We start from the raw sequence: 23,861 nt of genomic DNA, 5'->3' as shown, positions 1-23,861 counted from the left end.
ATATTTTTACATTTTTATTCATGATTGTCAAGTGTCTTTTCAAATAATTTAGCAGCTGCCTTATATTGCAAGACCTTATCCAAACTTTTTCAACTGTTTAACTTCTAATCTTTTTACTTGATTTATGTGCAGATGGTGCTATAATTAACTTATAAAGTTTGACCATTATTGACCAAATAATCTAATGTTCAAATCTTGTATTCTATGACGAAAGAGGTAGTAATTATGCTCTGTCAAAATTGTAATTTAAATGAAGCGACCATTCACTTATATACCAGTGTTAACGGTCAGCAAAAGCAGGTTGATCTCTGCCAAAATTGCTATCAAATTATGAAAACAGATCCTGAAAACAGCTTTTTGAATAATCTTTCCCATCAAAATTCTTCATCTATCAATCCTTTCTTTGATGATTTCTTTGGGGATTTGAATAATTTCCGAGCCTTTAATCAAGATCTGCCAAACTCCCCGCAAACTCAGTCGGGCGGCAGCAATGGTGGCGGCGGAAACAATCGGCGCCCCGGCGGTCCTCGTCAGCAGGGCCCTCAAAGACCAAACGGTCTGCTGGAAGAATTTGGTATCAATTTAACAGATATCGCCCGCAAGGGAGAAATTGACCCTGTTATCGGCCGTGACGAAGAAATTACCCGAGTCATTGAAATTCTCAACCGCCGAACTAAAAACAATCCTGTTCTCATCGGAGAACCCGGTGTTGGTAAGACGGCTGTTGTCGAAGGACTTGCTCAAAAAATTGTTGACAACGATGTTCCTCAAAAACTGCAAGGCAAAAATGTCATTCGTCTTGATGTCGTCAGCCTCGTCCAAGGCACAGGCATCAGAGGACAGTTTGAAGAACGGATGCAAAAACTGATGGAAGAAATTCGGCAGCGCAAGGATGTCATCCTCTTCATTGATGAAATCCATGAAATTGTCGGTGCCGGTTCTGCCGGTGACGGCAACATGGATGCCGGTAACATTTTGAAGCCCGCTCTGGCCCGCGGAGAGCTCCAGCTGGTTGGTGCTACGACGCTCAATGAGTACCGAATCATTGAAAAAGATGCCGCTCTGGAACGCCGGATGCAGCCGGTCAAGGTTGATGAGCCTAGCGTTGAAGAAACAATCACTATTTTAAAAGGTATTCAGCCTAAATACGAAGATTACCATCATGTCAAATATACGGACGAAGCTATCGAAGCAGCTGCCAACCTGTCCAACCGCTATATCCAGGACCGCTTCCTGCCAGACAAGGCCATTGACCTGCTGGACGAATCCGGCTCTAAGATGAATCTAACGCTTAACTTTGTAGATCCTAAAGAAATTGATCACCGCTTGGCTGAAGCCGAAAATCTAAAGGCTCAGGCAACCCGCGATGAAGATTACGAAAAGGCAGCCTACTTCCGCGATCAGATTGCCAAATATAAGGAAATGCAGTCGGCTAAGATCGATGAACAAAATATACCGATCATCACAGAAAAGAATATTGAAGCTATCGTTGAGCAAAAGACCAACATTCCGGTTGGCGAGCTCAAAGAAAAAGAACAGTCTCAATTAATCCATCTGGCTGATGATTTAAAACAGCACGTTATCGGACAGGATGCAGCCGTTGATAAAATTGCCAAGGCTATCCGCCGCAACCGTGTCGGACTGGGAACACCAAACCGGCCAATCGGAAGCTTCCTCTTTGTAGGACCTACCGGTGTCGGAAAGACGGAACTATCCAAGCAATTAGCCATCGAGCTCTTTGGTTCTGCTGACAGCATGATTCGCTTTGACATGAGTGAATATATGGAAAAACATGCTGTCGCTAAACTTGTCGGAGCCCCTCCGGGATATGTCGGCTATGAAGAAGCTGGACAGCTGACGGAAAAAGTCCGCCGCAATCCATACTCTCTCATCTTACTTGATGAGGTTGAAAAAGCCCATCCGGATGTCATGCACATGTTCCTGCAGGTTTTGGATGACGGCCGCCTGACCGATGGTCAGGGCCGCACGGTCAGCTTCAAGGATACCATTATTATCATGACTTCCAATGCCGGTACGGGAACATCTGAAGCCAGCGTTGGTTTTGGTGCCAGCCGAGAAGGTCGGACAAATTCTGTTCTCGGTGAATTAGGCAACTTCTTCAGTCCCGAATTCATGAACCGTTTTGACGGTATCATCGAGTTCCAAGCACTGAGCAAGGACAACCTGCTTAAAATTGTTGACCTCATGCTGGATGACGTTAATAACCGTTTGGCAGTCAATGACATTCATCTCGATGTTACGGACAAGGTTAAGGAAAAATTGGTTGATCTGGGTTATGATCCAAAAATGGGTGCGAGACCGCTTCGCAGAACCATTCAAGATCATATTGAAGATGCCATTACCGATTTCTACCTTGAAAATCCTGATCAAAAGAACTTAAAAGCTGTCATGACCAGCCAAGGAAATATCAGTATCAAGGCTGCTAATCATAAGGTTGAAACAGTAGCCAATACAGCTTCAGAGGCAGAATAAACCTGTAAAGAAGGCTGAGACAAAGGTCTTGGCCTTTTTTCAATGATGCTGGTGATGGACTGAGAGCAGTATCCCAAACCCAAACAGTCCAGAGGCGGCTTTGACTTTTTAGCTGCAGCCGGTTCTGATTTCATACGGTAGGATTATCCTTAGCCGCAGATAATCCTGCTTTTACACTGCACTAGGCAAGAAAACTGTTTTTTAGTATAATAATAAGCACTATTGAGATAATTGTGAAGGAGACGACATGAACCATCCAACTTTTGGCCACAAAGAAGCAAATATTGATTATAATGAGCGCTTTGGTGTCTATGCTGTTATTCCCGACAGCAGTCTGGAGAAAATTATCCTTGTTCAGGCACCAAACGGAGCCTGGTTTCTGCCGGGCGGCGAAATTGAAAAAGGCGAAAATCAGCTGCAGGCCTTGGAGCGAGAACTCCTTGAAGAACTGGGTTTTACGGCTGCTATTGGCCAGTACTACGGCCAGGCAGATGAATATTTTTACTCCAGCCATAGGGACACGTATTTTTACAATCCTGCTTATATTTATGAGGTAACAAGTTTTACAAAAGTTGGCAGGCCTCTTGAAGATTTCAATCATCTGGCCTGGTTCTCTGTTTCGGAAGCCAAGGAAAAATTAAAACGCGGCAGCCACAAATGGGGCATTGAATGCTGGCAAAAAGAGCACCAGAAAAACTAAATTCAGACAGCATTTCTGCTTAAATCATGCTATAATATTATTACGACACTACTACAGGAGGAAAGTTATGCGATTGATCAACACGACCAGCAGCCACCAGCGTCTGGTAAAAAACCAGCTGCAGCATACAGATGCGACACTTATTGAAACTTATTCAGCCGGCAATACTGATGTTATTTTTACCCAAGCCCCTAAACATTATGAACTCTTAATTTCAAATAAACACCGTGCTATTAAAGACAGTGAAATCGAAGCTATCCGAGAATTTTTCCTCAAGCGTAAAATCGATAAAAATATTATTCTTTTAGATCAATTAAAAACCTTGCATACGGCAAATTTGATCGAAATCTCCATTCCGACAATTAACTAGAGTTAGGAACTTGCCTTCCTAACTTTTTTCTTTAACCTGTCAGGTCTTGGACATTTTACGACTGGCTGCAAAAGCACTTTTAGACAAAAAAGACTTGGTCTCATCTTCACTTGATAAGAAGATAAGTTCCAAGTCTTTTTGATTATTTACTTTCAAATCCCTGAGCAAGAGCTTCTGGGAAATGCTCCTCCAGAATAGCTGCACAGTGATCGCAAATAACAGCATTATAAGAGCGTTCTTTAACACTTTCATCCACGCGGCGGCAGCGGTCACAAACCTGACCTTTGGCATGCTCAACAGCAAATGCAACATCTTCAAAAGCAAGCGCTGACTCTGGCGCTGCTTCTTGTGTCACCGTTAATTGCGATACAATCAGCAGCTGAGCCACATCGCTGTCCAGAGCTGTAAGAAGGGTCTGAACTTCCTCGTTTGCATAGATCGTCAGATGCGCTTCAAGCGATTTACCGATAATCTTGGCATTGCGGGCTTCTTCAAGAGCCTTTTGCGCTTGATCGCGAAGCGTCATGAAGGCGTCCCATGTGTCCAAAATCTCATCCTGATTAGCAAAATTCTGAGCCTCAGGCATTTCTGCCAGCTGTACAAACTCTTCTTCCTCATGCTCCAGATACGACCAGATTTCTTCGCTGGTATGCGGCAGAATCGGTGTCAGCAGCTTTGTAATCTTGACTAAAATATCATAGAAAACAGTCTGCATCTGACGCCGAGCCAAACTATCTGCTGCTTCAATATAAACCACGTCTTTGGCAAAATCAAGGTAGAAAGCTGACAAATCAACCGTCACAAAATTAACAACAGTCTTGTAAATGGCCATAAAATCATAGTCACGGTATGCTTGATTAATGGCAGCTACCAGCTTGTTAAACTTAATGGTCATGTACTTATCAACAGAGCGAAGGTTGTCAAAGGCAACCCTATCTGTATGCGGGTTAAAATCAGCTGTATTAGCCAGCAAGAAACGAAGGGTATTTCTGATTTTACGATAGGTTTCTGATACCTGTCCTAAAATTTCCATAGATACACGGACATCGCTGTCAGTATCAACAGAAGCCACCCACAGGCGCAGAATTTCAGCACCGTATTGTTTGGCAACGTCATTTGGTGAGATAATATTGCCCTTGGATTTGGACATCTTTTCACCCTTGCCGTCAAGCACAAAACCTTGAGACAGAACTGATTTATAAGGGGCATGGCCATTAACCGCAACGGAAGTAATCAAGGAAGAGTTGAACCAGCCGCGGTATTGATCGCTTCCTTCCAAATAAAGATCAGCAGGATAAGCCAGCTCCGGACGTGTATTTAAGACACCGTTCCAAGATGAACCCGAATCAAACCACACATCCATAATATCTGTTTCTTTGGTGAATTCTCCATTAGGCGATCTTGGATGCGTAAATCCTTGAGGAAGCAAGTCCTTGGCATCGCGCTGCCACCAGACAACAGACCCATGTTCTGCAAACAAATCAGCAACATGATCTGTAACTTCCTTAGTCATAATAGCTGTTCCGTCTTCCGCATAGAAGATTGGCAGCGGCACTCCCCAGGCACGCTGACGGGAAATAACCCAGTCGCCGCGGTCGCGAATCATATTGTAAAGACGTGTCTTGCCCCAGGAAGGATAGAAATGAACCTTGTCAATCTCATCAAGAATGTCCTGACGGAATTTAGAAACCGAGGCAAACCACTGCGGTACTGCCCGCCAGATAATTGGCTTTTTCGTTCGCCAGTCAAACGGATAGGAGTGAGTAATGACTTCAGAAGCCAGCAGCAAATCGCCCAATTTTTCCTTGACTGTCGGCAGAACCTTGTCATAGAACTGCCCTTGAAAATCAGGACCGGCATTTTCCATCATGATACCGCGCTCATTGACAGTAACAGCTACTTCAAGGCCGTATTTGATACCCACATTGTAGTCATCCTCACCAAAACCAGGCGCTGTATGGACAATTCCCGTACCGGAATCAAGCGTAACATGGTCGCCGTTCATAACCAGCTCTTCCACATCATTGTCCCACGGATGGGCTGTGACGATGCGGTCAAGCTCAATTCCCTTATAAACTGCCAGAGTTTCCGGATTTTCCCAGCCAAAACGCTCCGATAATTCCGAAAGCAGAGCCTGTGCCACAACAAATTTACGCTCATCATTGGCCGGTTTCACCACGACATAGTCCATATCCGGACCAACCGTTAAACCGCGAGAGGCTGTAATGGTAAATGGTGTTGTTGTCCAGACGGCAATATAAGTGTCCGTATCCAAAACTCCCTTACCGTCCTTAACGCGGTTGGCATAGTAAAGCGATGTTGATTCAATGTCATGATACTCGATTTCAGCCTCTGCCAAGGCAGATTCTGATGACCATGACCAGTAAACCGGCTTAGCACCGCGATAGATGTAGCCCTTGTCAGCCATGGCACCAAAGACGCGAATCTGAGCGGCTTCATATTCAGGAACCAGGGTCACATACGGATTGTCCCAATCACCGGATACGCCCAAACGCTTAAAGTCCTCACGCTGCTTATCAACCTGACTTAAAGCATAGTCACGGCACATTTCCAAGTACTCAGCCAGATCAAGTTCCTTGCGCTTCACACCTTTTTTAGCAAGCACCTGTTCAATTGGCAGACCGTGGGTATCCCATCCCGGAATATAGGGTGCCCTGAAACCAGACATCGATTTGGAACGTACAATAATATCCTTTGAAATTTTATTGAGAGCATGCCCCAAATGAATGTTACCATTAGCATAGGGAGGTCCATCATGCAGGAAGAAGGATGGTTTATTAGCATTTAATTCCTGACGTTTAGCATAAATGTCGGCTTCATCCCATTGTTTTTGCCACTGCGGCTCTTTGTTAGGCAGTCCCGCACGCATGGGAAAAGGTGTTTTACCAAGGTTAAGCGTTTCTTTTAATTTCATTGTAACTCCTTATTTATTCTTCACTTCTTTTGTAAAGGGATAGCTGAGCTGTAAGAGCTAAGTCTTTGCTGGTTCCTGAATAAAGTAACAAAAAAAGAACCTTCATCAAAGGACGAAAGTTCGTGGTACCACCTTAGTTCAGACAGACTGCTGTCTATCCCTCTTGGCTTGTAAGGCAAGCTAAGCCTTCTATCCTAGTTATTCAGATAGAAACGAACAAAATGATAAGCTTAATCAAGAGAGTGCAGGTCTTCCACCATCACCTGCTCGCTGAATCTATTCATTAAGCTTGTGTTTTTGTTATTCGTTAATATTTAATTTAAAGGTTTGTGTTTCGTTTAAGTTTAACTCTTCAGGCGTATCAGGTGCCGTTTCATGAGTTGCTTCAATAATAATCGGCTGTTCATTGTCAGCTTGTGTTTCTTCCAATTTCTTATTGCTTTCAGCAACACGGCGGTGCAGATCTTCCATCTCTTCCGGAGTAAACTGACGGGTGACATCAACAGGTTCCGTATCTGCAGTATCCGGTACATGTTCATCTAAAACCTGTTCAACAACTTCTTTGAAAGCTGCATCTGAATTTTGCAGATAAACCGCTGTCGGCTGCAAAAGTTCTGTCCATTCCGGAGAATTAGCAAGAGCCAGCTGACCTTCTACCACAGATAAAAGATGCTGATGGAACACACGGCTTTGGCGTTTCAGCTCTTCTGTTTCAACAGCAATACGCTTAGCTTCATCTGTAGCATCACGCAGAATTTCATTAGCCTTCGCTTTGGCTGCATCAACCAATTGCTGAGACTCATAAGTCGCCTTATTTAAAATGTTGGTTGACTCTGTATTTGCTGATGCCTTAACTTTCTCAGCTGTTTCCTGAGCCAAAATGACAGACTGACTGAGTGACTCTTTCATTTCATCAAAGTAACCAAGTTTGTCTTCTAATTCCTTGATACGATTATCTTTTTCACGATTGGTGCGTACCAACTCTTCATAGTCATCAACAACAATATCCAAGAACTCTTCAACTTCCTGGGTATTGTAGCCAAACATTTTCGTTCCAAAAGTTTTATCTTTAATTTCAAGTGCTGTAATTGCCATTTTATTCTCCTTATTTATGTATGATTCGGTCAATGGTCAGTTTATGTTTTCCATGCTTTGAAAAACCGTTATCGCGTTTTACGGTAAATCTTCCGTAACCTCTGACGCTGATTAAATCGCCTACTTCAACCAGATGAGATACCTTAGGCTGAATGAGGTAATCCAGCTTCACCTTTTCGCTTTCGATTAACTTACTTGCCGTTCCCCGAGAAATTTTCAGAACTGCTGCAATAATTTTATCTAATCGCATACTTGATGCTAAGATATCAACTTCTTTGGTATCGGATTGACTTTCCAGCTGTTTTTCAAAGGGGATTTCTTCAAAAATAACCGCTGCTCTTCCTATTTTGCTTACCTGAGTCCTTAAATAGGAAACCATGCTTTTCTCAACAAAAACCTGCGCGCGGTTTTCCTGAACTAAAATATCACCTAGGATATGACGTTCAATGCCTAATTTATTAATCAAGGTTCCCATAATCTGAGCATGTGTTAAATGATTAAATTTACTGTTGTATTTAATTTCCAGCAAGCTGATACCAAAATCTGTCAGATCCAAACTGTAGTAAGCCGGCGCTATCAGCAGCCGAGCGTATTCAGAAGGAATAAAATCCGAGCTGACATAACACTTTAGATCTGTCTGCCCTGCAATACTCTTCATGACTGCAATTTCTCTGGGATTTAAAAAATCCGTAAGACAAAAACTGTAGGTATCTTCTGCCTGTTTAATTAAATCATAAGCTTTTTCAATTAATTCTTGCTCTTCTAACCTAAAGTGCTGATAAATCTCTTGTTTTGCCATGTTAAATAAGAAGATTAAATAAAAACTGTTTTAATAAATTCAAAAGCAAAATAATGATAATAATTGTAAAATCAAGTCCTGCAAACTGCAGATTGAAACGTCTGAAAGGTTTTATGACTGGTTCCACAATATCAACCAACAGTCTCCCAAGCCAAGTATGATAAGCATCAGGAAACCATGATAAGAGAGCATAAACCACCAGCAAGAAAGAATAGACTTCAATTGCTCTTGCCAGAATAAACACAATATACGCTAACATCGTTTAACGTCTCTTCATGTCGTAATTAAAGCTGACATCCTGACCATTAGCAGCAAGACTCATTTCTTCAATATCAACAATAACATTGATTGGTGTCAACAGATACATTGATGCGCCAACCTTTTGCAGATTGCCGGCCAGCACCTTACTCGCCCCGTCAATAAAGTCTAAACAGCGCCTAGCTTGTGCTTCAAGCATGTATTGGAAATCAATCAGCACACACTCATTTCGAATCAGCAAATCAACAATTTCCTCTGCATCCTCATATTTACGAGGAAATTTAAGGGCAATTGTTGTTTTTTCCTGCGCAGACTGCTGAGCATTGTTGCGGCGGGTTGGCAGCGGGTGAATATTTTCTTCACTGGCAGGACGGCGATTCTGTCCTGACTGCCCTTGGCTGGGCCGCGAAGCCCCTTGGTTAGGCTGGTGACTTTTCTTTGCGTTTTGCTGTGTCTGCTGAGCAGCGGGACGTTTAGCAGATTCCTGCTGTCGAGCCGGTACAGCAACAGGTTCTTCTACTTCGCTGACTTCATCAGTGTCAAAGTAAGAAATAATTCTGTTAAAGCTATCTCTAAGTGCCATAGGTATCTCCGTTTCATTTAAAGAATGCACTGCCTATACGGACAAAGGTTGCACCATTTTGAACTGCAAGCGGAAAATCACCGCTCATCCCCATGCTCAATTCATCCAAAGGCATATTCTTTAAGTTTTTTTCTTTTAGATTTTTTCTCAATGCATTGGTTTGGCTGAAAATTTTTGCCAATTCCTGCTCAGAAGCGTCTATTGGCGCCATCGTCATCAAACCAACAACTTTAATCTTATCAAATTTTTGAATTTCTTCAAGTGCATTATCTACTTCTGACACTTTGAAACCATGTTTGCTTTCCTCGCCAGAAATATTAACTTGCAAAAAGCATTTAATATCATGTTCAGCACGTTTTTGAATTTCAGCAGCTAACTTTACAGAATCAAGGGCATGGAAATAATCAACCAGGTTGATAACATCCTTAACCTTCCGCCGCTGTAAACTGCCAATCAGGTGCCAGGTCAAATCATAGGCCTGTAAAGCTTGATATTTGTCGAGAAACTTGTCAACCCTGTTTTCAGCAATATGCTTAACCCCTGTTTGAACAAGCTTTTCTGCCGTTTCACTGTCAACATATTTCGTAACTGCAATAACAGTGACATCATCCTTACTGCGTCCGGCTGCCTGGGCACAGGCAGCGACTTCCTGAAAAATGCGATCTTTATTTGCTTGTAAGTTCATTGTTAGCGGTTTTTAAAGAAAGGAGGTGTTTCCAATTCATCATCATCGTCTGAGTCAGCTGAAAAACTGCTCATTTTTAACTGACTGTCAATTTCACCTTCAGTAGGACGGGCAATGCTTTCACGGCGAAGATCCCAGTCACCGAAAGCAGACTGCTGAGGCTGCGCCTCTGATTGCGTTTGTCTTGGCTCTGCCGCTGGCATTTCATGGGATTCATTCAAATCAAAATCAAAATTTTGACGGCGTTCAAAATTTGGCTGTGAAGGATTTGAAGATGGAGCTTGCTGCTGAGGTCTTGGCTGACTGTAAGGCTGTGACTGACGGCGAATGCCGGACACTTGCTCAACACGGTCAGGACGAACACCGGTAGCAACTACAGTTACGCGAATCTCGTCTTTCATCGACTCATCAATTGCTGTACCGAGCCAAATATTTACTCCGTGTCCTGCAGCCTGATTAACAATTTCCGAAGCTTCTTCAGCTTCTGTCAGCGTCATATCAAGACCGCCGGTAACATTGACGATGACATCTTCTGCACCATCAATTGTTGTTTCAAGGAGTGGTGAGTAAGTCGCTTTTCGAGCAGCTTCAATCACACGCTCTTCCCCGGTTCCGACACCAATTCCCATCAGTGCATTTCCCTTATTTGCCATGACAGTTTTGACATCAGCAAAGTCGAGGTTAATCAAACCGGGACTGGTAATCAAATCGGTAATCCCCTGTACACCTTGGCGGAGCACATTATCAGCTTCGCTGAGGGCTTCGAGAAGCGGTGTTTTCTTATCAACAATTTCGAGCAAATTATTATTTGAAATAATAAGCAGGGTATCTACTTCATCGCGAAGTTCATCAATACCTTCAATTGCATAATTGCCGCGCTTGCTGCCTTCAAAACCAAACGGCCGTGTAACAACGGCAACGGTCAAGGCACCAACTCCTTTGGCAATACGAGCAATAACCGGAGCAGCTCCTGTACCGGAACCGCCGCCCATACCAGCAGTGATAAAGACCATATCAGCACCACTGAGAGCTTCTGTTAAGGCTTCTTCGCTTTCCTCTGCGGCTTTGCGGCCGATTTCAGGCTGGCCGCCGGCACCCAGTCCGCGCGTCAGTTTAGGACCGAGCTGAATCACCGTTTCAGCTTTGGAGCTGCTCAGAGCTTGGATATCGGTATTGGCTGCGATGAATTCAACACCGGAAACGCCTTCGTCAATCATGCGGTTGATGGCGTTGCCGCCGCCGCCGCCGACTCCAATTACTTTAATTACTGCACCTTGTACAGATGCTGCATCGAATGAAAATGCCATTTTAATCTTTCCTCACTTTAATTTTAATCAAACATACTGCCAAAGATACCACGTACGCGGTCACTCATCTTTTGTTTTGGCTTGGCTGCTTCTCCTTTTTTAGGAGGAAGCTCTTCCAGCTGCGACTCAAGAGTGGTAGATTCTTGTGTTTGAGCGAAACTTCTAGTTTTAGGAGCAACACCTGTCGGTTTAATATCAATTGGTTTTCTTCTCAATTTTTCATCACCAGAAACAGCTCCCTGCGCCAAAATATCAACCTCAGTCAGTGTTCCTACATACTCAACAATACTGATAATGTTGGCAAACATAGGGTTTCTGATACCGACTTGATTTGGAACATGCAATTTGACATTGGCACCAAAGATTTCTTGAGCAACCTCAACAACACCGGGCATGATTGCAGCACCGCCGACGATAACGATACCGCCGGGCAGATCGAGCAGTCTGCCGCGTTCCAGATCTTGCTTGATTCGATCCAGCAAGTGGCGGACGCGTGCTGAAATAATTTCCGAAAGGTAACGTTCAGTGACCTCTATCGGATTTCTTTCACCGACAACTTCCACCTGCACTGTTTCTGTTGAACTGGCTTCAGAGACATTGGCTTCTCCGAAATTGAATTTAAGTGCTTCGGCAACTTGGTGCGATGTTTTAAGAACCTTGGAAATATCCTTGGTGATGTAATCGCCGCCCTCTGCATAGGTATTTGTAAACTGCAGTTCTTGGGCACGCATTGAAGCAACGGTTGTCTGACCGCCCCCCATATCAATCACAGTAGCGCCAAACTCGCGTTCCCCTTCGTTTAGAACTGATTTTGCCAGAGCAAGAGGCGAAATAATGATATTTTCAACCTCAATACCTGCACGCTCCACTGTTTTGCGAAGATTATGCAAAATCGTGCTTGGCCCGGTGTAGATCAAACCGCGCATTTCTAAACGGATCCCCATCATTCCGCGAGGATCGCGGATGCCCTGAAAACCATCTACAATGAACTCCTCCGGAATCAGTGAAATAACTTCACGTTCCGGTGTGATGCTCTTGGTCAAGGCTGAGCGGACCACACTGTCAACATCTTCGTCTTTGATTTCTTTAGATTCGCTGGGGACAGGAATCATTCCTTGGGTAGGCTCAATCTGCAGCAGATTTGCCGGCAGACCGACATTCACCTTGCTGATTGACATCCCCGCTTTTTCTTCAGCTTCTTCAATCGCTGCTTTAATAGCGTCTGCTGCAGTGTCTATATCAATGATAATACCATCTTTTACACCCGAACTTTTAACATTACTGACACCGATAACGTTCATACTGCCGTCAATAAATTCAGCAACCAAAACTTTAATCGAGCTTGTTCCTATATCTAATCCTGTAAAAAAGCCATCTCTAGCCATTCACTCGACCTCTCTATCTTTCCATTCTATTACTGTCAAAAACAGAATTATTCAGGAAATATTATACCATAAAAAAACGTAAAATGTTAAGCTTTTTACGTTTTTTGTTATAGAAACTTAATTTCTTGATTCTCATAAAAATCATGGAGCAGCAGTCGCTTCTGTCACCTGCTGAGCAGATTCTTCTGACCCGGCAGACGAAGAAGACGAGTTGCCATCCGCTGGCGGCTCACTTGATTCTTCCTCAGAAGAGCTTTGGCTTGTTGCAGATGACTTGTGTTCAGCAAGCGCAGCTTCAATATCTGAATTGGTACTGTAGAGACCGACTTCCATGTCGACAATGCTGCCGTTTGTCAGATTCTTCTTGATTTTAGGATAGTAAGGCAGTTTACTGTCAATTTCGGACAGAGGAACACGGACAGTATGGCCGTCTGTCATTTCCAGCAAAAGCAAATCTTTGGTAGAGTTCGAATTAGCCGAGGAAATCGTTTTAATTTCCTTAACTAATGCTTGATCTAATTTTGCTAATTTTTTAACGAGTGCCTGCTCATCCCGCACTTTATCAAGATTGATAGTCATAAAAGATTGGGGCAGTTCTGAAGCATTGACTGTATCGGCACGCGCGCCGTTTTCTAAAATAGGGATATAGCCATTGTCAGTCTGCGTATAGGCGATGATGCTGCGTTCTTTTACTTTCAGCGTAAAATTATTAGGAAAACGGTAAAGCAGATGGGCTTCTTTGATCCATTTATCCCTGGCTTTTAAGGTAGTCTCAAAACGGCTCCTTTCAAAGATCAAAGCTGTCAGATAATCTGATTCCTTAATGCCTGAGCGTTCAATCAGCTGCGCTTCAATGGCATTTTTATTGCCTGAAACCTTTATCTTTTTTTGGCGGCTGAACGGGCTGATCATAAACAAAGAAAGCAGCAAAACCAGCACCGAAACGGTGATTACCAAAAAGGCCTGCCAGAAGTCTTTGCGGGGAATGACCCGTGTTTTTTTCTTCTTCGGCTTTTTAACTTTCGCTTGTTTTTCTTTTGGCTTTTCCTGCTTAGCATCTCTGTCAGCAGCTGACGGCTCTTTCGCCTTTGATTTAGCTTCTTTAGAAACATCCTTGCCAGCCTGAAACTGAGCTCTTTTTTCAGCTATCTTTTTTTCATTTAGTTTTTCTTTTTCAAGCTTTTCTTCCTGTTTTTTTCTGAGAAATTCCAAATTGCGCTGCTGCCATTCCGTTAAAGGAATTTCCTGCTTTTCTGTATCTTTTTTATCTTTTGCCATTACGTTCCTTTTTTTCAGTTCCTATATCTTTTAACAAAAGACTGTAAAAATTGTCCGGAGAGGTAATCTCGTTTGATGAAGCCATATTCTTTTTATAAAAATCTTGATTGGCCAGTAAGTTTTCGACTTTTTCAGTCAGATTGACAACGTTTAAATGTTCTTCAGGCAATTGCTGAGCATAACCCTTTTTTTCAAAATAAGCAGCGTTTTCCAGCTGATCCCCGCGGCTGGCTTCCTTTCCCAAAGGAACAATCACATGCAGTTTGTTCATGGCCAGAAGCTCAAAAATAGTATTGGAACCGCCGCGTGTAACGACAACGTCTGCCAAATCCATGAGCGGCTGATAGAGATCCGTTACATAATCCACCCGATAAAGATTCGGACTCAGGCTGTTTAGATCCTTATCGCCAGAAATATTGATGATATTATAAGCTTTCAATAATTCTGGTGAATCCGTAATAAAGCGGTTAAAAACCTTGGCGCCGGCTGACCCTCCGATAAAAAGCAGTGTTTTCAAATCAGGATCAAACTGTTCTTTGACAGCCTCAATCTGCTGCTCTGCCGCCTGGCTCAAGTCTTTTTTGTCAATTTTAGTGATGGCGCCGACATGCTTGGTTTTAGCCAAGGTATCTGCCTGTTCAAAAGTGGTATACATGGTCGTAGCAAACTTATAAGCAATTTTATTGGCCAGCCCCATTGATAAATCTGATTCGTGGACGAAAACCGGAACCCTTAAAAGCTTAGCTGCAATCACGGGCGGGACCGATACAAAGCCGCCTTTAGAAAACAGCAGCCGCGGACGAATTTTAGCAATTATAGCCAAAGACTGCAAAACGCCCCAGCCAACCTTAAAAGCATCCAGCAGATTTTGCCAGGAAAAATAGCGCCGCAGTTTGCCAGTCGCAATCGAATGGAAGCTGACATCAAGACCGGACTGCTTAATCTGCTCGTGTTCAATCCCGTGCTTATCACCAATGTAGTGCACTTCCCAGCCGTCTTTAAGAAATTTAGGAATAAGAATCAAATTGAGAGTAACATGACCGACAGTTCCGCCGCCTGTAAAAACAATTTTCTTTTTCGCCATGCTAGTCTCCCTTGATAGCTTCGAAAGCCGCAATAAATTCATCTCCGCGCACTTCAAAGTTCTTGTACATATCCCAGCTGGCATTTGCCGGACTCAAAAGCACAACATCACCAGCATCAGCATTTTCAAAAGCAAGTTTTGCAGCCTCAGCTACATCTTTAGCATCCAAATAGACTACCTTTGCCTTATCTGCAGCACGCTTAACCCTAGGAGCTGATTCTCCTAAAATCACCATCTTCTTTAAACCGACAAGGTCGGGAACCAGTTCATCAAATTCATTGCCGCGGTCAAGACCGCCTGCAATCAGAATAACTTTTTGGTTATCAAAGCCTGATAAGGCTTTCTGAGTTGCCAATATATTAGTTGACTTACTGTCATTGTAAAATTTAACTCCGCTGACTTCACCCAAATATTGCAGACGGTGTTTGACTCCGCCAAAATGAGCCAAGGTCTCTCTGATAGCCTCATCTGACACCCCGGATAATTTAGCCGCGGCGATTGTTGCCAAAGCATTTTCAATATTATGGCTGCCCGGAACACCGAGCTCGTCTGCTTTCATGACTGCTTGGCCCTTAAAATAAAGTATTCCGTCTTCTAAATAAGCACCGTCAACCTTTTCTTTTGTTGAAAAAGGCACAACCTTAGCACTGGTTTTGGCAGCCAGATCCTTGGCAAGTTCCTGATTAAAATTAAGGATAATGGTGTCAGCTGCCGTCATATTTTTTTGGATATTCCACTTGGCCTCAATATAATTTTCAAAAGAACCATGGTAATCAATATGTGTCGGCATCAGATTAGTAATGACAGCAATATGCGGGTGAAACTCTTCTATTCCCATCAGCTGAAAAGAGGACAGTTCCATCACCAGCGTATCATCTGAAACTGCCGATTGCGCTACTTCGCTGGCCGGATAACCAATATTGCCTGATAAAAGAGCTGACTGGCCGGCATGATTTAAAACATCTGCAATCATGGTCGTTGTCGTTGTTTTACCATTAGAGCCTGTAATGCCAATAATAGGCGCCTCAGAAATCAAGTAGGCCAGTTCAACCTCTGTAAGGACAGGAATTTTCTTCTCCAATGCTCGGACAACCATAGCGTTTGTGTAAGGAATTCCCGGATTTTTAACCATGTAAGCAAATTCCTCATCCAAAAGTTCCAAAGGATGGCCGCCGCAGATGACCTTGATGCCTTCTTCCAAGAGAGCCTGTGCAGAAGGGTTTTCATCAAAAGGTTTGCCATCATTGACCGTTACAATGGCACCCAGTTTTGCCAGGAGGCGTGCAGCTGCTTCACCCGATCGCGCTAAACCCAGCACCAGAACTTTTTTATTTTCAAATGTTTTAACATGTTTCATTTTGATATTTCTGACTTTCTCATTAACTTATATACCTTAATATTTTACCCTGAATAGAAGACTTTTTCAAGATTTTAAAGTAGGACATGGACTTTCTTTCTCATCAAAAAGCCGCATGATAATATTTGCTATCGGCAAGAGCTTCTTTAATAATCTGCTGAACATAGCTAAGAGACCGGAACAAAGTCCCGGCCTCCTTATTTTAGTTATGATTTTTTTTATTTTTAGGTCTGACTGTCAGCTGCAGCACATCTTTTAGAGCACAGTAGCCAACAGCAATCATTCCTATACCAACAAATATTTCGGGAGGTGACTGCATGATTCTGATAAAAGTCATTCCAGCCAGCACCATTAAAAAGGCCACAACAGCTACCACAGAAATCATATTCATGGTATTTTTGACCGTCTTAGGAGCGATAAAAATGTAATACATTAAAAGCAGGATTGCGATGATAGCATAAAACATTTTTTCTCCTTTCTCTTTGACTGGTAATTTTTACTCTTCTGTAGATTTTTTCTTTTTAGCAGCCTTGGCCCGTGCATTCTTATCCAAAATTTGCTTGCGCAGACGGATAGACTCAGGCGTTACTTCCATGTATTCATCATCATTGAGGAATTCAAGCGATTCTTCCAGTGTCAGAATACGCGGTGTTTTAATAACTGCTGTTTGATCCTTGGTAGCTGAACGAACATTGGTCATTTGCTTAGCTTTGGTAATGTTTACCGTCAGATCATTCTCGCGCGAATTTTCTCCGATAATCATGCCTTCGTAGACTTCTGTACCCGGGTTCACAAAGATAGTTCCGCGTTCCTCAATAGACATGATAGAGTAAGTCGTTGCCTTACCTGTATCAATGGAAACAAGGGCACCGCGGTGACGGCCGCCGATTTCAGCATTGATAACCGGCATGTATTTATCAAAGGTATGGTTCATGATACCGTAACCGCGTGTCATTGACAGAAATTCTGTCGGGTAACCGATAAGCCCGCGGGCCGGTGCCAAGAAAATCAAACGGGTCTGACCGTTGCCGGTTGACTGCATATCAAGCATTTCACCCTTGCGCTCTGACAGCGATTGGATAACCGCTCCCTGATATTCTTCCGGCGTATCAATCTGCACACGCTCGAAAGGTTCCATTTTCACGCCGTCAATTTCCTTGATGATAACTTCGGGACGTGATACCTGCAGCTCATAGCCTTCACGGCGCATGGTTTCAATGAGGATTGACAGGTGCAGCTCCCCACGCCCTGACACTGTCCATTTATCAGGAGAATCAGTTGCCTCAACACGGAGCGAAACATCAGTCTGCAGCTCAGCTAACAGCCGTTCTTCCACTTTGCGGGATGTAACAAATTTACCTTCACGTCCTGCAAAAGGCGAATTATTTGCCAGAAAAGTCATCTGAAGTGTCGGTTCGTCGATATGAAGGATTGGTAGTGGTTCAACGGCATCTGTGGGTGTGATCGTTTCCCCGACAAAGATATCTTCCATACCGGAAACGGCAATCAAGTCACCAGCTTTAGCTTCTTTAATTTCACGGCGTTCAAGGCCAAAGAAACCAAAAAGTTTTGTCACACGGAAGTTTTTAGTCGTGCCATCGAGTTTGGAAAGGGTAACTTGGTCACCAACTTTTACCGATCCGCGGAAAACACGGCCGATACCGATACGTCCGACAAAGTCATTGTAATCAAGGAGGGACACTTGGAACTGCAGCGGCTCATCTGAATTATCCACCGGTGCCGGAATGTGGTTAATAATCGTGTCAAAAATCGGTGCCATGGTATGCTCTTGATCAGCCGGATCATCTGAAAGTGATGAGGTTCCGTTAATCGCTGACGCATATACAACCGGAAATTCCAGCTGATCATCATCTGCTCCAAGCTCAATGAAAAGCTCCAGCACTTCATCAACAACTTCTTCCGGGCGGGCAGACGGCTTATCAATCTTGTTAACAACAACGATTGGAACTAAATTCTGCTCTAAGGCTTTTTTCAAAACAAAACGCGTCTGCGGCATTGTTCCTTCATAGGCATCAACAACCAGAACAACCCCATCAACCATTTTCATGATACGCTCAACTTCACCGCCAAAATCCGCGTGCCCCGGTGTATCCATGATATTGATGCGTGTCCCCTTATAAGCGACAGCTGTATTTTTAGCCAGAATCGTGATTCCGCGTTCCTTTTCAAGATCGTTGGAATCCATAGCCCGTTCTTCTAGCTGCTTATGTTCATCAAGTGTATGCGATTGCTTCAAAAGCTCATCAACGAGGGTTGTTTTCCCGTGGTCAACGTGAGCAATAATAGCAACATTTCTAATATCTTCTCTAAATTTTGTCATGATTCCTCTTACAATTATTTTATTTCAACTTATCAATTATAGCATAATTTTTGAGAAAAAGCGCAGGAAAGATAGCTGTAAACGTTTAAAATAAGAAAAAACATGCCCGAAAGCATGTTTGATACTAAAGCCGCAAGAAAATCAGGCCTGTTCTTTTACTTTCCCATTCCAGTAATCAAGACCGTTTTTTAAGACATAAAGATCTTTATAACCAGCTTTTCTGAGCGTCAAAACCGCACGGGCAACCAACTGTCCGCGGGTATTATCATAAAGCAAAACCGGTTTGTCCTTGCGAAGAGCTGATACAGACTCCTTAAATTGTTCAGACGGCAGATTGCGCGCCCCTAAAATATGCTTACGGCGGAATTCACCGGGAGAACGTAAGTCCACAACCTGCGCTCCTCTCATCATATTTTCAAATTCTGCATTAGAAATATATTTAGCAGCACGGCGGACACGGAGATAATTCCACGCAAAGAAAGCAAGAAAGGCAAAAACAATAATCCATAAAATAATCGTTACAGTTGACATATAACTCCTTTATTCTTCAATAAACTGACGGGCAAGACTGGCTGCTCCAATGATACCGGCATCATTTCCCAGTTCTGCGATTTTAATTTTCGTAGATTTTTTGACTTGCGGAAAGGCAAATTTTTGGAAGTAATTCTCGATGCGTAACCGCAAAAATTCACCGGCTGCGGATACCCCGCCGCCAACAATAACAGAATCAGGATTCAAAATATTACTGATATTGGCTGTTGCAAGTCCCAGGTAAAATCCGACCTTTTCAACCACAGAGTCGGCAAATGCATCACCAGCTGCCGCTGCCGTAAAAATATCCTTGCTTGTCACGCTGTCGCCATTATCAATGGCAGCTTTAATGGCTGACGGACCCTCATAATTTTCTGCCAGCTGGCGGCCCAGACGAACCACTCCCGTCGCTGAAGCAACCGTTTCAAGACAGCCCTTATTGCCGCAGGTACAGTCAAAACCATCTTCCGGCTCAACAATAATATGGCCGATTTCTCCGCCGGCTCCGGCAACCCCATGAATAAGATTTCCATCAGCAATGATACCGCCGCCAACACCTGTTCCCAAGGTCACAAAAACGACATCCGGGTTATTATCACCAGCACCAACCCAGCGTTCTCCGAGAGCTGCAACATTGGCGTCATTATCAATCGCAAAAGGAATGCCCAGTTCTACTTCGATAGCTGCTCCAACTTCCTGTGTCTCAGCCCAATTAAGATTAAAAGCTCCTGTAACAGTCTTTTGAGCACGGTCTACTGCTCCCGGCGAACCCATACCAATACCCGCAAAATCGTCCTTTGATAAACCATACAGTTCCAAACGGTGTTTGATAGAAGCAATAATATCAGGAACGATATGCTTGCCGTCCTCCAAAATATTGGTTTCAATCGCCCATTTTTCCTGCACTTGGCCATCCAAGGTCAGAATACCGAATTTAATGCTTGTTCCGCCAAGATCAATACCTAAAAGCTTTTTACTCATTTTCTTTTTCCTTTTCTATCCTGTGCTCCCTGCGCAAAACCAGCTCAGCCTGTAAGTAGTCATCTTTAGAAATCAGCCCGTTTTCATAGAGCCTCTCAAGCTCAATTTTCATCATTTCGATGTCGTAAAGCCGTTTGCCCAAATAAACATAAATGCCAAACCGTTTCAACAGCTGCTGCACATCATATAATGTTTTCATCTCTCAAATTTTACCAAAAAAAGCCTGTCTTTTCAATACATTTTTGCAAACGTTTGCCTCTTCTCACCAAAAGAAAAAAGGGAGCAAACTAATTGCTCCCCTTCTTTTACCTGCATCAGCCAGACTGCCCAGCTGATTAATCGGCTTGCTGCCGAATAAAACCGTTACAAGCCAGCTATTACCAGCTTAGAGTCCCGGTGCTTGGCCAAGTTCTGCCTGCAGCATCCAAATCGTCTTTTGCGCATCAGTCTGAGCAGCGGTAAAGATGTCATTAGAAACAGCATCCCCTTCTTCATCTGTCACATCAAGACCTACTTGATAAAGGCTGGAAAGATAGCTGTAAACTTCTACAAGACGGCTCAAATGATCAGCCATTGATTTTTCCCAGCTTCCTGCTGTTTCTTCCAGCTTAGAATTTTCATCAAATTCCTTTAAAGTTGAAAACGGGCTGCCGCCAATAGTGATCAAGCGTTCACTGATTTCATCCAGATGGCCATTTAAGCCATCCATCAATTCGTCCATTTTAGGATGGAGGTAAAGAAAACCAGCTCCGCGCATGTACCAGTGCACTTGATGAACAATAGATGCCGCCTTGGACAAATCGGCTACAGCCTGATTAAGCACAGCCTTGGTTTTTTCATTGCCTGAAGCTTCTTTCTTTTCAACTTGATGCGTGATAGACGCATAGATATTTTCAACGAGTGTGTTAGTCATAGTAAGTCCTCCTTGTAAATCTTATTGACACTTATATTTTAGAATGATTCTAATTAAAAAGCAACTATTTTGTCTTCTTTTTGACGAATAATTAGATATGAAACTCTTTTTATTTTTTATGATGGGCGCTTCACTGGGTTCTTTTTTAGGCTTGGTTTGTGACCGTTTCCCAGAAAAATCCATCGTTTTTCCGCGCAGCCACTGCTGTAACTGTCACAGCTACCTAGCAGTGCGGGATTTGATTCCTATCTTTTCACAAGTGTTCAATAAAAGCCGCTGCCGCTTTTGCGGCTGTCGCATTCCTTTAAGATATGCTCTTACAGAATTTTTCTGCGGTCTCATCGGCCTAGGATTTGGACTTAGCCTAGTGACATTTTCACAGGTGTGTCTGCTTTTAATGGGAATGCTTTTATCACTTTATGACCTACAAGAACAGACCTATCCCTTTATTGTATGGTTAGGCTTTACTATCTTCCTGCTGATCTTTTATCCTGTCAATCTCATCAGCATCATCCTCTTTCTGTTCGGTATTTTTGCTGCTCTAAAAAATATCAATATCGGCAGCGGTGATTTTCTTTATCTGGCGACTCTGTCCTTATCACTTAGTTTTCAGGAGGTAATCTGGCTGATTCAAATTGCCAGCATAACGGGAATCGCTTATTGTTTGCTCCGCAAAAAACAAAAGGAGAGGCTGCCCTTTGTTCCCTTTCTTTTTCTAGCCTACAGTTCTCTTATTTTACTGCGTCAGGTAAGCTAGATTTGACAGCACTAAAAGCAGCGAAGCCGAGGCGTCTATGCTTGAACTGTGACGCTTGGTTTCGCTGCCCTCTATTATTTTAGTTTAACTTTTCAGTAAATGCTGCGCTGCTTTGCGTCCTTGATGCACGATTCCAGAAATAGCTGTACCTGATCCTGGATAATAGCCGGCAATCCAGCCGCCGGCATTCAAACCTGCTGCATACAAATGCGGAATGACTTTATCAAATAAATCCAGAACCTGACAGTCAACATTAATTTTGAGACCGCCGATAGAGCCAAGATTGCTGGCAGAATTCTTATAGGCATAGAATGGAGCCTGCAGAGCTTTCAGACCTGTGCGGCGGCCGAATGTCTGATCGCTCCCTCTTTCCATTGTTTTATTCCATTCTTGAATGGTTTCAGCAAGACTGTCCTTAGGAACATGGATAGCATCCGCTAATTCTTCTATTGAATCAGCTTTAAGAACACGTCCGGCAGCCAGATCTTCAGTCAGGCTGTCTGCTGTCCAAGCGCTGCCGGGCTCCTTGATAGAATTACCATCAAAAATCATGTAAGTAGGAGCCATAAACTGCTTTTCCTGCTGGAAAATGGCCCGATACTGATAGGCATAGGTCGCATCTTCACAAACAAAACGCTTACCAGCACCATTGACAAAAATCAAAGGGATTGTTGGAATCTGATTATTGGTCGCATTGCCTGTTTTGCCGCAAAAGTCAATGCAGCCGCCCATGCCAGTCACTGCAGCACCGGCAGAAAGTCCCATCAAAATACCGTCACCAGTATTGGTTTTTGCAGTCAAAACCGTATTAAAGGCCAAATCGTTGAACTGCTGAGGATTGTAAGCTTTGGCTAAAGCGGGATTATGATCAATACTGGCTGTTGCCAAAAGGACGCCTTTCTTGGCAGCAATCAGCTTTTTCTCACCGCCAGCAAGAGCAGCGACACCATGGATTGCCTTGGTTTTTTGATCCTGAATCAAGGATACTACTGTCGTGTTGTATGTTATCTTTGCACCGGCCTTGAGAGCTTCTTTAAAGAGTGCCTGAGTCAGAATAACACCGTCTCCGCCTTGCCCTCCATCCTCATAGACATGGATGCGGTCCGCAAAAATATCATCTTTTACATAAGGAATATGACTGTGTCCATAGACAGAAGTCCACTTGATGCCCATTTGGCTGAGCCATTCGATATTTTGGGGTGCACCCTGGGCTAAATCCCTTACTAAATCAGCGTCTAAAACATTTTCCCCCGCCTTAATCCACAGTTCTGCATGTTTTTCAGGCGTATCTTCCTGATAAGAAGTGAGCGCTTTTTGATAAGGGGTACCTGCTGCCTGAACCACACCGCCTGAATAATTAGTTGTGCCGCCGGCAATACCGGCCTTCTCACAAATCAGGACGGATAAACCGCCGCGCGCTGCCTCAACTGCTGCCGACAGCCCGGCACCGCCTGAACCGACAATCACTAAATCATAGCTGGCATCGTACTTTGAAACCTGATCAAGAGGAATGACAGGCTGAGCCGATGAGGTGTTCTTCACGTCCTGAAGAACTGCCAAAGACGGACTGGTCACAGCATCAACGTCAGGCTGAACGGCATAAGGATTTGCTGATTCAGGGTTGAGAGCTTCTTCCTGACCGATTTTGCCGGCATCGGCAGCCAAGGCTTTTTGAACAGCATTCTTAAAAGCCAGACTTGAAAAAGTTGCACCGGATACAGCGTCAACATCAGCGGAGCCTTTTTCGAGCATGGATGCTTTCATTTGCGCAATTCCCAAGTCTCCAACCAGGGCTTTGCTGCTGTGTTCACAGGCTAAAGACTTGATTTTGCCATCTTCCAAACCAACCTCTACATTTAATGGGCCGTGAAATCCCAGAGCTGCGCCCTTAACTGTTTTTTCTACCATGTTTTCGACTTCCTTTCTAAATAAAATAAAACGCTTTCATATTTATTATACGCCTTCTGATCTTTTTTAGCTGAGAAAAAGATAATAAACTTCTTATTTTA

Annotated in this window: 22 protein-coding genes; 4 read left to right on the top strand and 18 right to left on the bottom strand. The window is 43.5% G+C overall.

What is annotated here, in order from left to right:
• Window positions 1-225: 225 nt before the first annotated feature.
• From BMI76_RS02400 to BMI76_RS02385, 3 genes are all read left to right on the top strand, one after another.
• A complete protein-coding gene (locus tag BMI76_RS02400) occupies window positions 226-2,493 on the top strand; it encodes an ATP-dependent Clp protease ATP-binding subunit (RefSeq protein ID WP_075346016.1) in 2,268 nt (755 codons plus the stop codon).
• Between the two features lie 247 nt (window positions 2,494-2,740).
• A complete protein-coding gene (locus BMI76_RS02390) occupies window positions 2,741-3,193 on the top strand; it encodes an NUDIX domain-containing protein (RefSeq protein WP_075346014.1) in 453 nt (150 codons plus the stop codon).
• A 67-nt stretch (window positions 3,194-3,260) separates the two neighbouring features.
• Window positions 3,261-3,563, top strand: a complete 303-nt coding sequence (locus BMI76_RS02385; protein WP_075346013.1) for a DUF1827 family protein — start codon at window positions 3,261-3,263, stop codon at window positions 3,561-3,563.
• Between the two features lie 142 nt (window positions 3,564-3,705).
• Here the strand turns inward: BMI76_RS02385 and ileS are convergent, their stop codons facing one another.
• The 17 genes from ileS to dpr all read right to left on the bottom strand — a co-directional run bounded on the left by ileS (window position 3,706) and on the right by dpr (window position 21,095).
• A complete protein-coding gene (ileS, locus tag BMI76_RS02380) occupies window positions 3,706-6,498 on the bottom strand; it encodes an isoleucine--tRNA ligase (protein WP_075346012.1) in 2,793 nt (930 codons plus the stop codon).
• 300 nt (window positions 6,499-6,798) lie between these two features.
• The gene (locus BMI76_RS02375) at window positions 6,799-7,593 is read right to left on the bottom strand and encodes a DivIVA domain-containing protein (protein WP_075346011.1); all 795 of its coding nucleotides are present in this window, start codon (window positions 7,591-7,593) and stop codon (window positions 6,799-6,801) included.
• Window positions 7,594-7,603: 10 nt separating this feature from the next.
• A complete protein-coding gene (locus BMI76_RS02370; protein ID WP_075346010.1) occupies window positions 7,604-8,392 on the bottom strand; it encodes an RNA-binding protein in 789 nt (262 codons plus the stop codon).
• A 1-nt stretch (window position 8,393) separates the two neighbouring features.
• A complete protein-coding gene (locus tag BMI76_RS02365) occupies window positions 8,394-8,651 on the bottom strand; it encodes a YggT family protein (protein WP_075346009.1) in 258 nt (85 codons plus the stop codon).
• Window positions 8,652-8,654: 3 nt separating this feature from the next.
• Window positions 8,655-9,233 (bottom strand): cell division protein SepF, encoded by a 579-nt coding sequence (locus tag BMI76_RS02360; RefSeq protein WP_075346008.1) that lies wholly within the window; start codon window positions 9,231-9,233, stop codon window positions 8,655-8,657.
• Window positions 9,234-9,246: 13 nt separating this feature from the next.
• Window positions 9,247-9,918, bottom strand: a complete 672-nt coding sequence (locus BMI76_RS02355; protein ID WP_075346007.1) for a YggS family pyridoxal phosphate-dependent enzyme — start codon at window positions 9,916-9,918, stop codon at window positions 9,247-9,249.
• A 2-nt stretch (window positions 9,919-9,920) separates the two neighbouring features.
• Window positions 9,921-11,225 carry a cell division protein FtsZ gene (gene ftsZ, locus BMI76_RS02350; RefSeq protein WP_075346006.1) on the bottom strand — a complete coding sequence of 435 codons (1,305 nt, stop codon included), beginning with the start codon at window positions 11,223-11,225 and terminating at the stop codon, window positions 9,921-9,923.
• 23 nt (window positions 11,226-11,248) lie between these two features.
• The gene (gene ftsA / locus BMI76_RS02345; protein WP_075346005.1) at window positions 11,249-12,610 is read right to left on the bottom strand and encodes a cell division protein FtsA; all 1,362 of its coding nucleotides are present in this window, start codon (window positions 12,608-12,610) and stop codon (window positions 11,249-11,251) included.
• A gap of 141 nt (window positions 12,611-12,751) precedes the next feature.
• On the bottom strand, window positions 12,752-13,888 hold the full coding sequence (locus BMI76_RS02340; protein ID WP_075346004.1) for a cell division protein FtsQ/DivIB: 1,137 nt from the start codon (window positions 13,886-13,888) through the stop codon (window positions 12,752-12,754).
• Window positions 13,875-14,972, bottom strand: a complete 1,098-nt coding sequence (locus BMI76_RS02335; protein WP_075346003.1) for a UDP-N-acetylglucosamine--N-acetylmuramyl-(pentapeptide) pyrophosphoryl-undecaprenol N-acetylglucosamine transferase — start codon at window positions 14,970-14,972, stop codon at window positions 13,875-13,877. Before BMI76_RS02335 ends, BMI76_RS02340 begins: the two co-directional genes overlap by 14 nt.
• A 1-nt stretch (window position 14,973) precedes the next feature.
• Complete coding sequence (murD, locus tag BMI76_RS02330) at window positions 14,974-16,329, bottom strand: UDP-N-acetylmuramoyl-L-alanine--D-glutamate ligase (protein WP_075346002.1); 1,356 nt, start codon at window positions 16,327-16,329, stop codon at window positions 14,974-14,976.
• Between the two features lie 202 nt (window positions 16,330-16,531).
• Window positions 16,532-16,795 carry a DUF3165 family protein gene (locus tag BMI76_RS02325; protein ID WP_075346001.1) on the bottom strand — a complete coding sequence of 88 codons (264 nt, stop codon included), beginning with the start codon at window positions 16,793-16,795 and terminating at the stop codon, window positions 16,532-16,534.
• A 30-nt stretch (window positions 16,796-16,825) separates the two neighbouring features.
• A complete protein-coding gene (typA, locus tag BMI76_RS02320; protein ID WP_075346000.1) occupies window positions 16,826-18,670 on the bottom strand; it encodes a translational GTPase TypA in 1,845 nt (614 codons plus the stop codon).
• Between the two features lie 141 nt (window positions 18,671-18,811).
• Entirely contained in the window at window positions 18,812-19,201 is a 390-nt protein-coding gene (locus tag BMI76_RS02315; protein ID WP_075345999.1) for a rhodanese-like domain-containing protein, read from the bottom strand.
• Window positions 19,202-19,210: 9 nt separating this feature from the next.
• Window positions 19,211-20,182 carry an ROK family glucokinase gene (locus BMI76_RS02310; RefSeq protein WP_075345998.1) on the bottom strand — a complete coding sequence of 324 codons (972 nt, stop codon included), beginning with the start codon at window positions 20,180-20,182 and terminating at the stop codon, window positions 19,211-19,213.
• Window positions 20,175-20,381, bottom strand: coding sequence for a YqgQ family protein (locus tag BMI76_RS02305; RefSeq protein WP_075345997.1), 207 nt, complete (start codon window positions 20,379-20,381; stop codon window positions 20,175-20,177). Before BMI76_RS02305 ends, BMI76_RS02310 begins: the two co-directional genes overlap by 8 nt.
• A gap of 186 nt (window positions 20,382-20,567) precedes the next feature.
• The gene (gene dpr, locus BMI76_RS02300) at window positions 20,568-21,095 is read right to left on the bottom strand and encodes a DNA starvation/stationary phase protection protein (RefSeq protein WP_075345996.1); all 528 of its coding nucleotides are present in this window, start codon (window positions 21,093-21,095) and stop codon (window positions 20,568-20,570) included.
• Window positions 21,096-21,192: 97 nt separating this feature from the next.
• On the opposite strand from dpr, the gene BMI76_RS02295 reads away from it, so the two are divergent.
• Window positions 21,193-21,852: an A24 family peptidase gene (locus BMI76_RS02295; protein WP_075345995.1), complete on the top strand. Its 660-nt coding sequence runs from the start codon at window positions 21,193-21,195 to the stop codon at window positions 21,850-21,852.
• An 84-nt stretch (window positions 21,853-21,936) separates the two neighbouring features.
• Here BMI76_RS02295 and BMI76_RS02290 read toward each other — a convergent pair whose 3' ends face one another.
• A complete protein-coding gene (locus BMI76_RS02290; protein WP_075345994.1) occupies window positions 21,937-23,760 on the bottom strand; it encodes an FAD-dependent oxidoreductase in 1,824 nt (607 codons plus the stop codon).
• Window positions 23,761-23,861 lie beyond the last annotated feature (101 nt).

Origin of the sequence: Streptococcus sp. 'caviae' (assembly GCF_001937065.1) — a bacterium.
Lineage (GTDB): Bacteria > Bacillota > Bacilli > Lactobacillales > Streptococcaceae > Streptococcus.
This window is presented reverse-complemented; position numbering and strand designations above follow the sequence as displayed.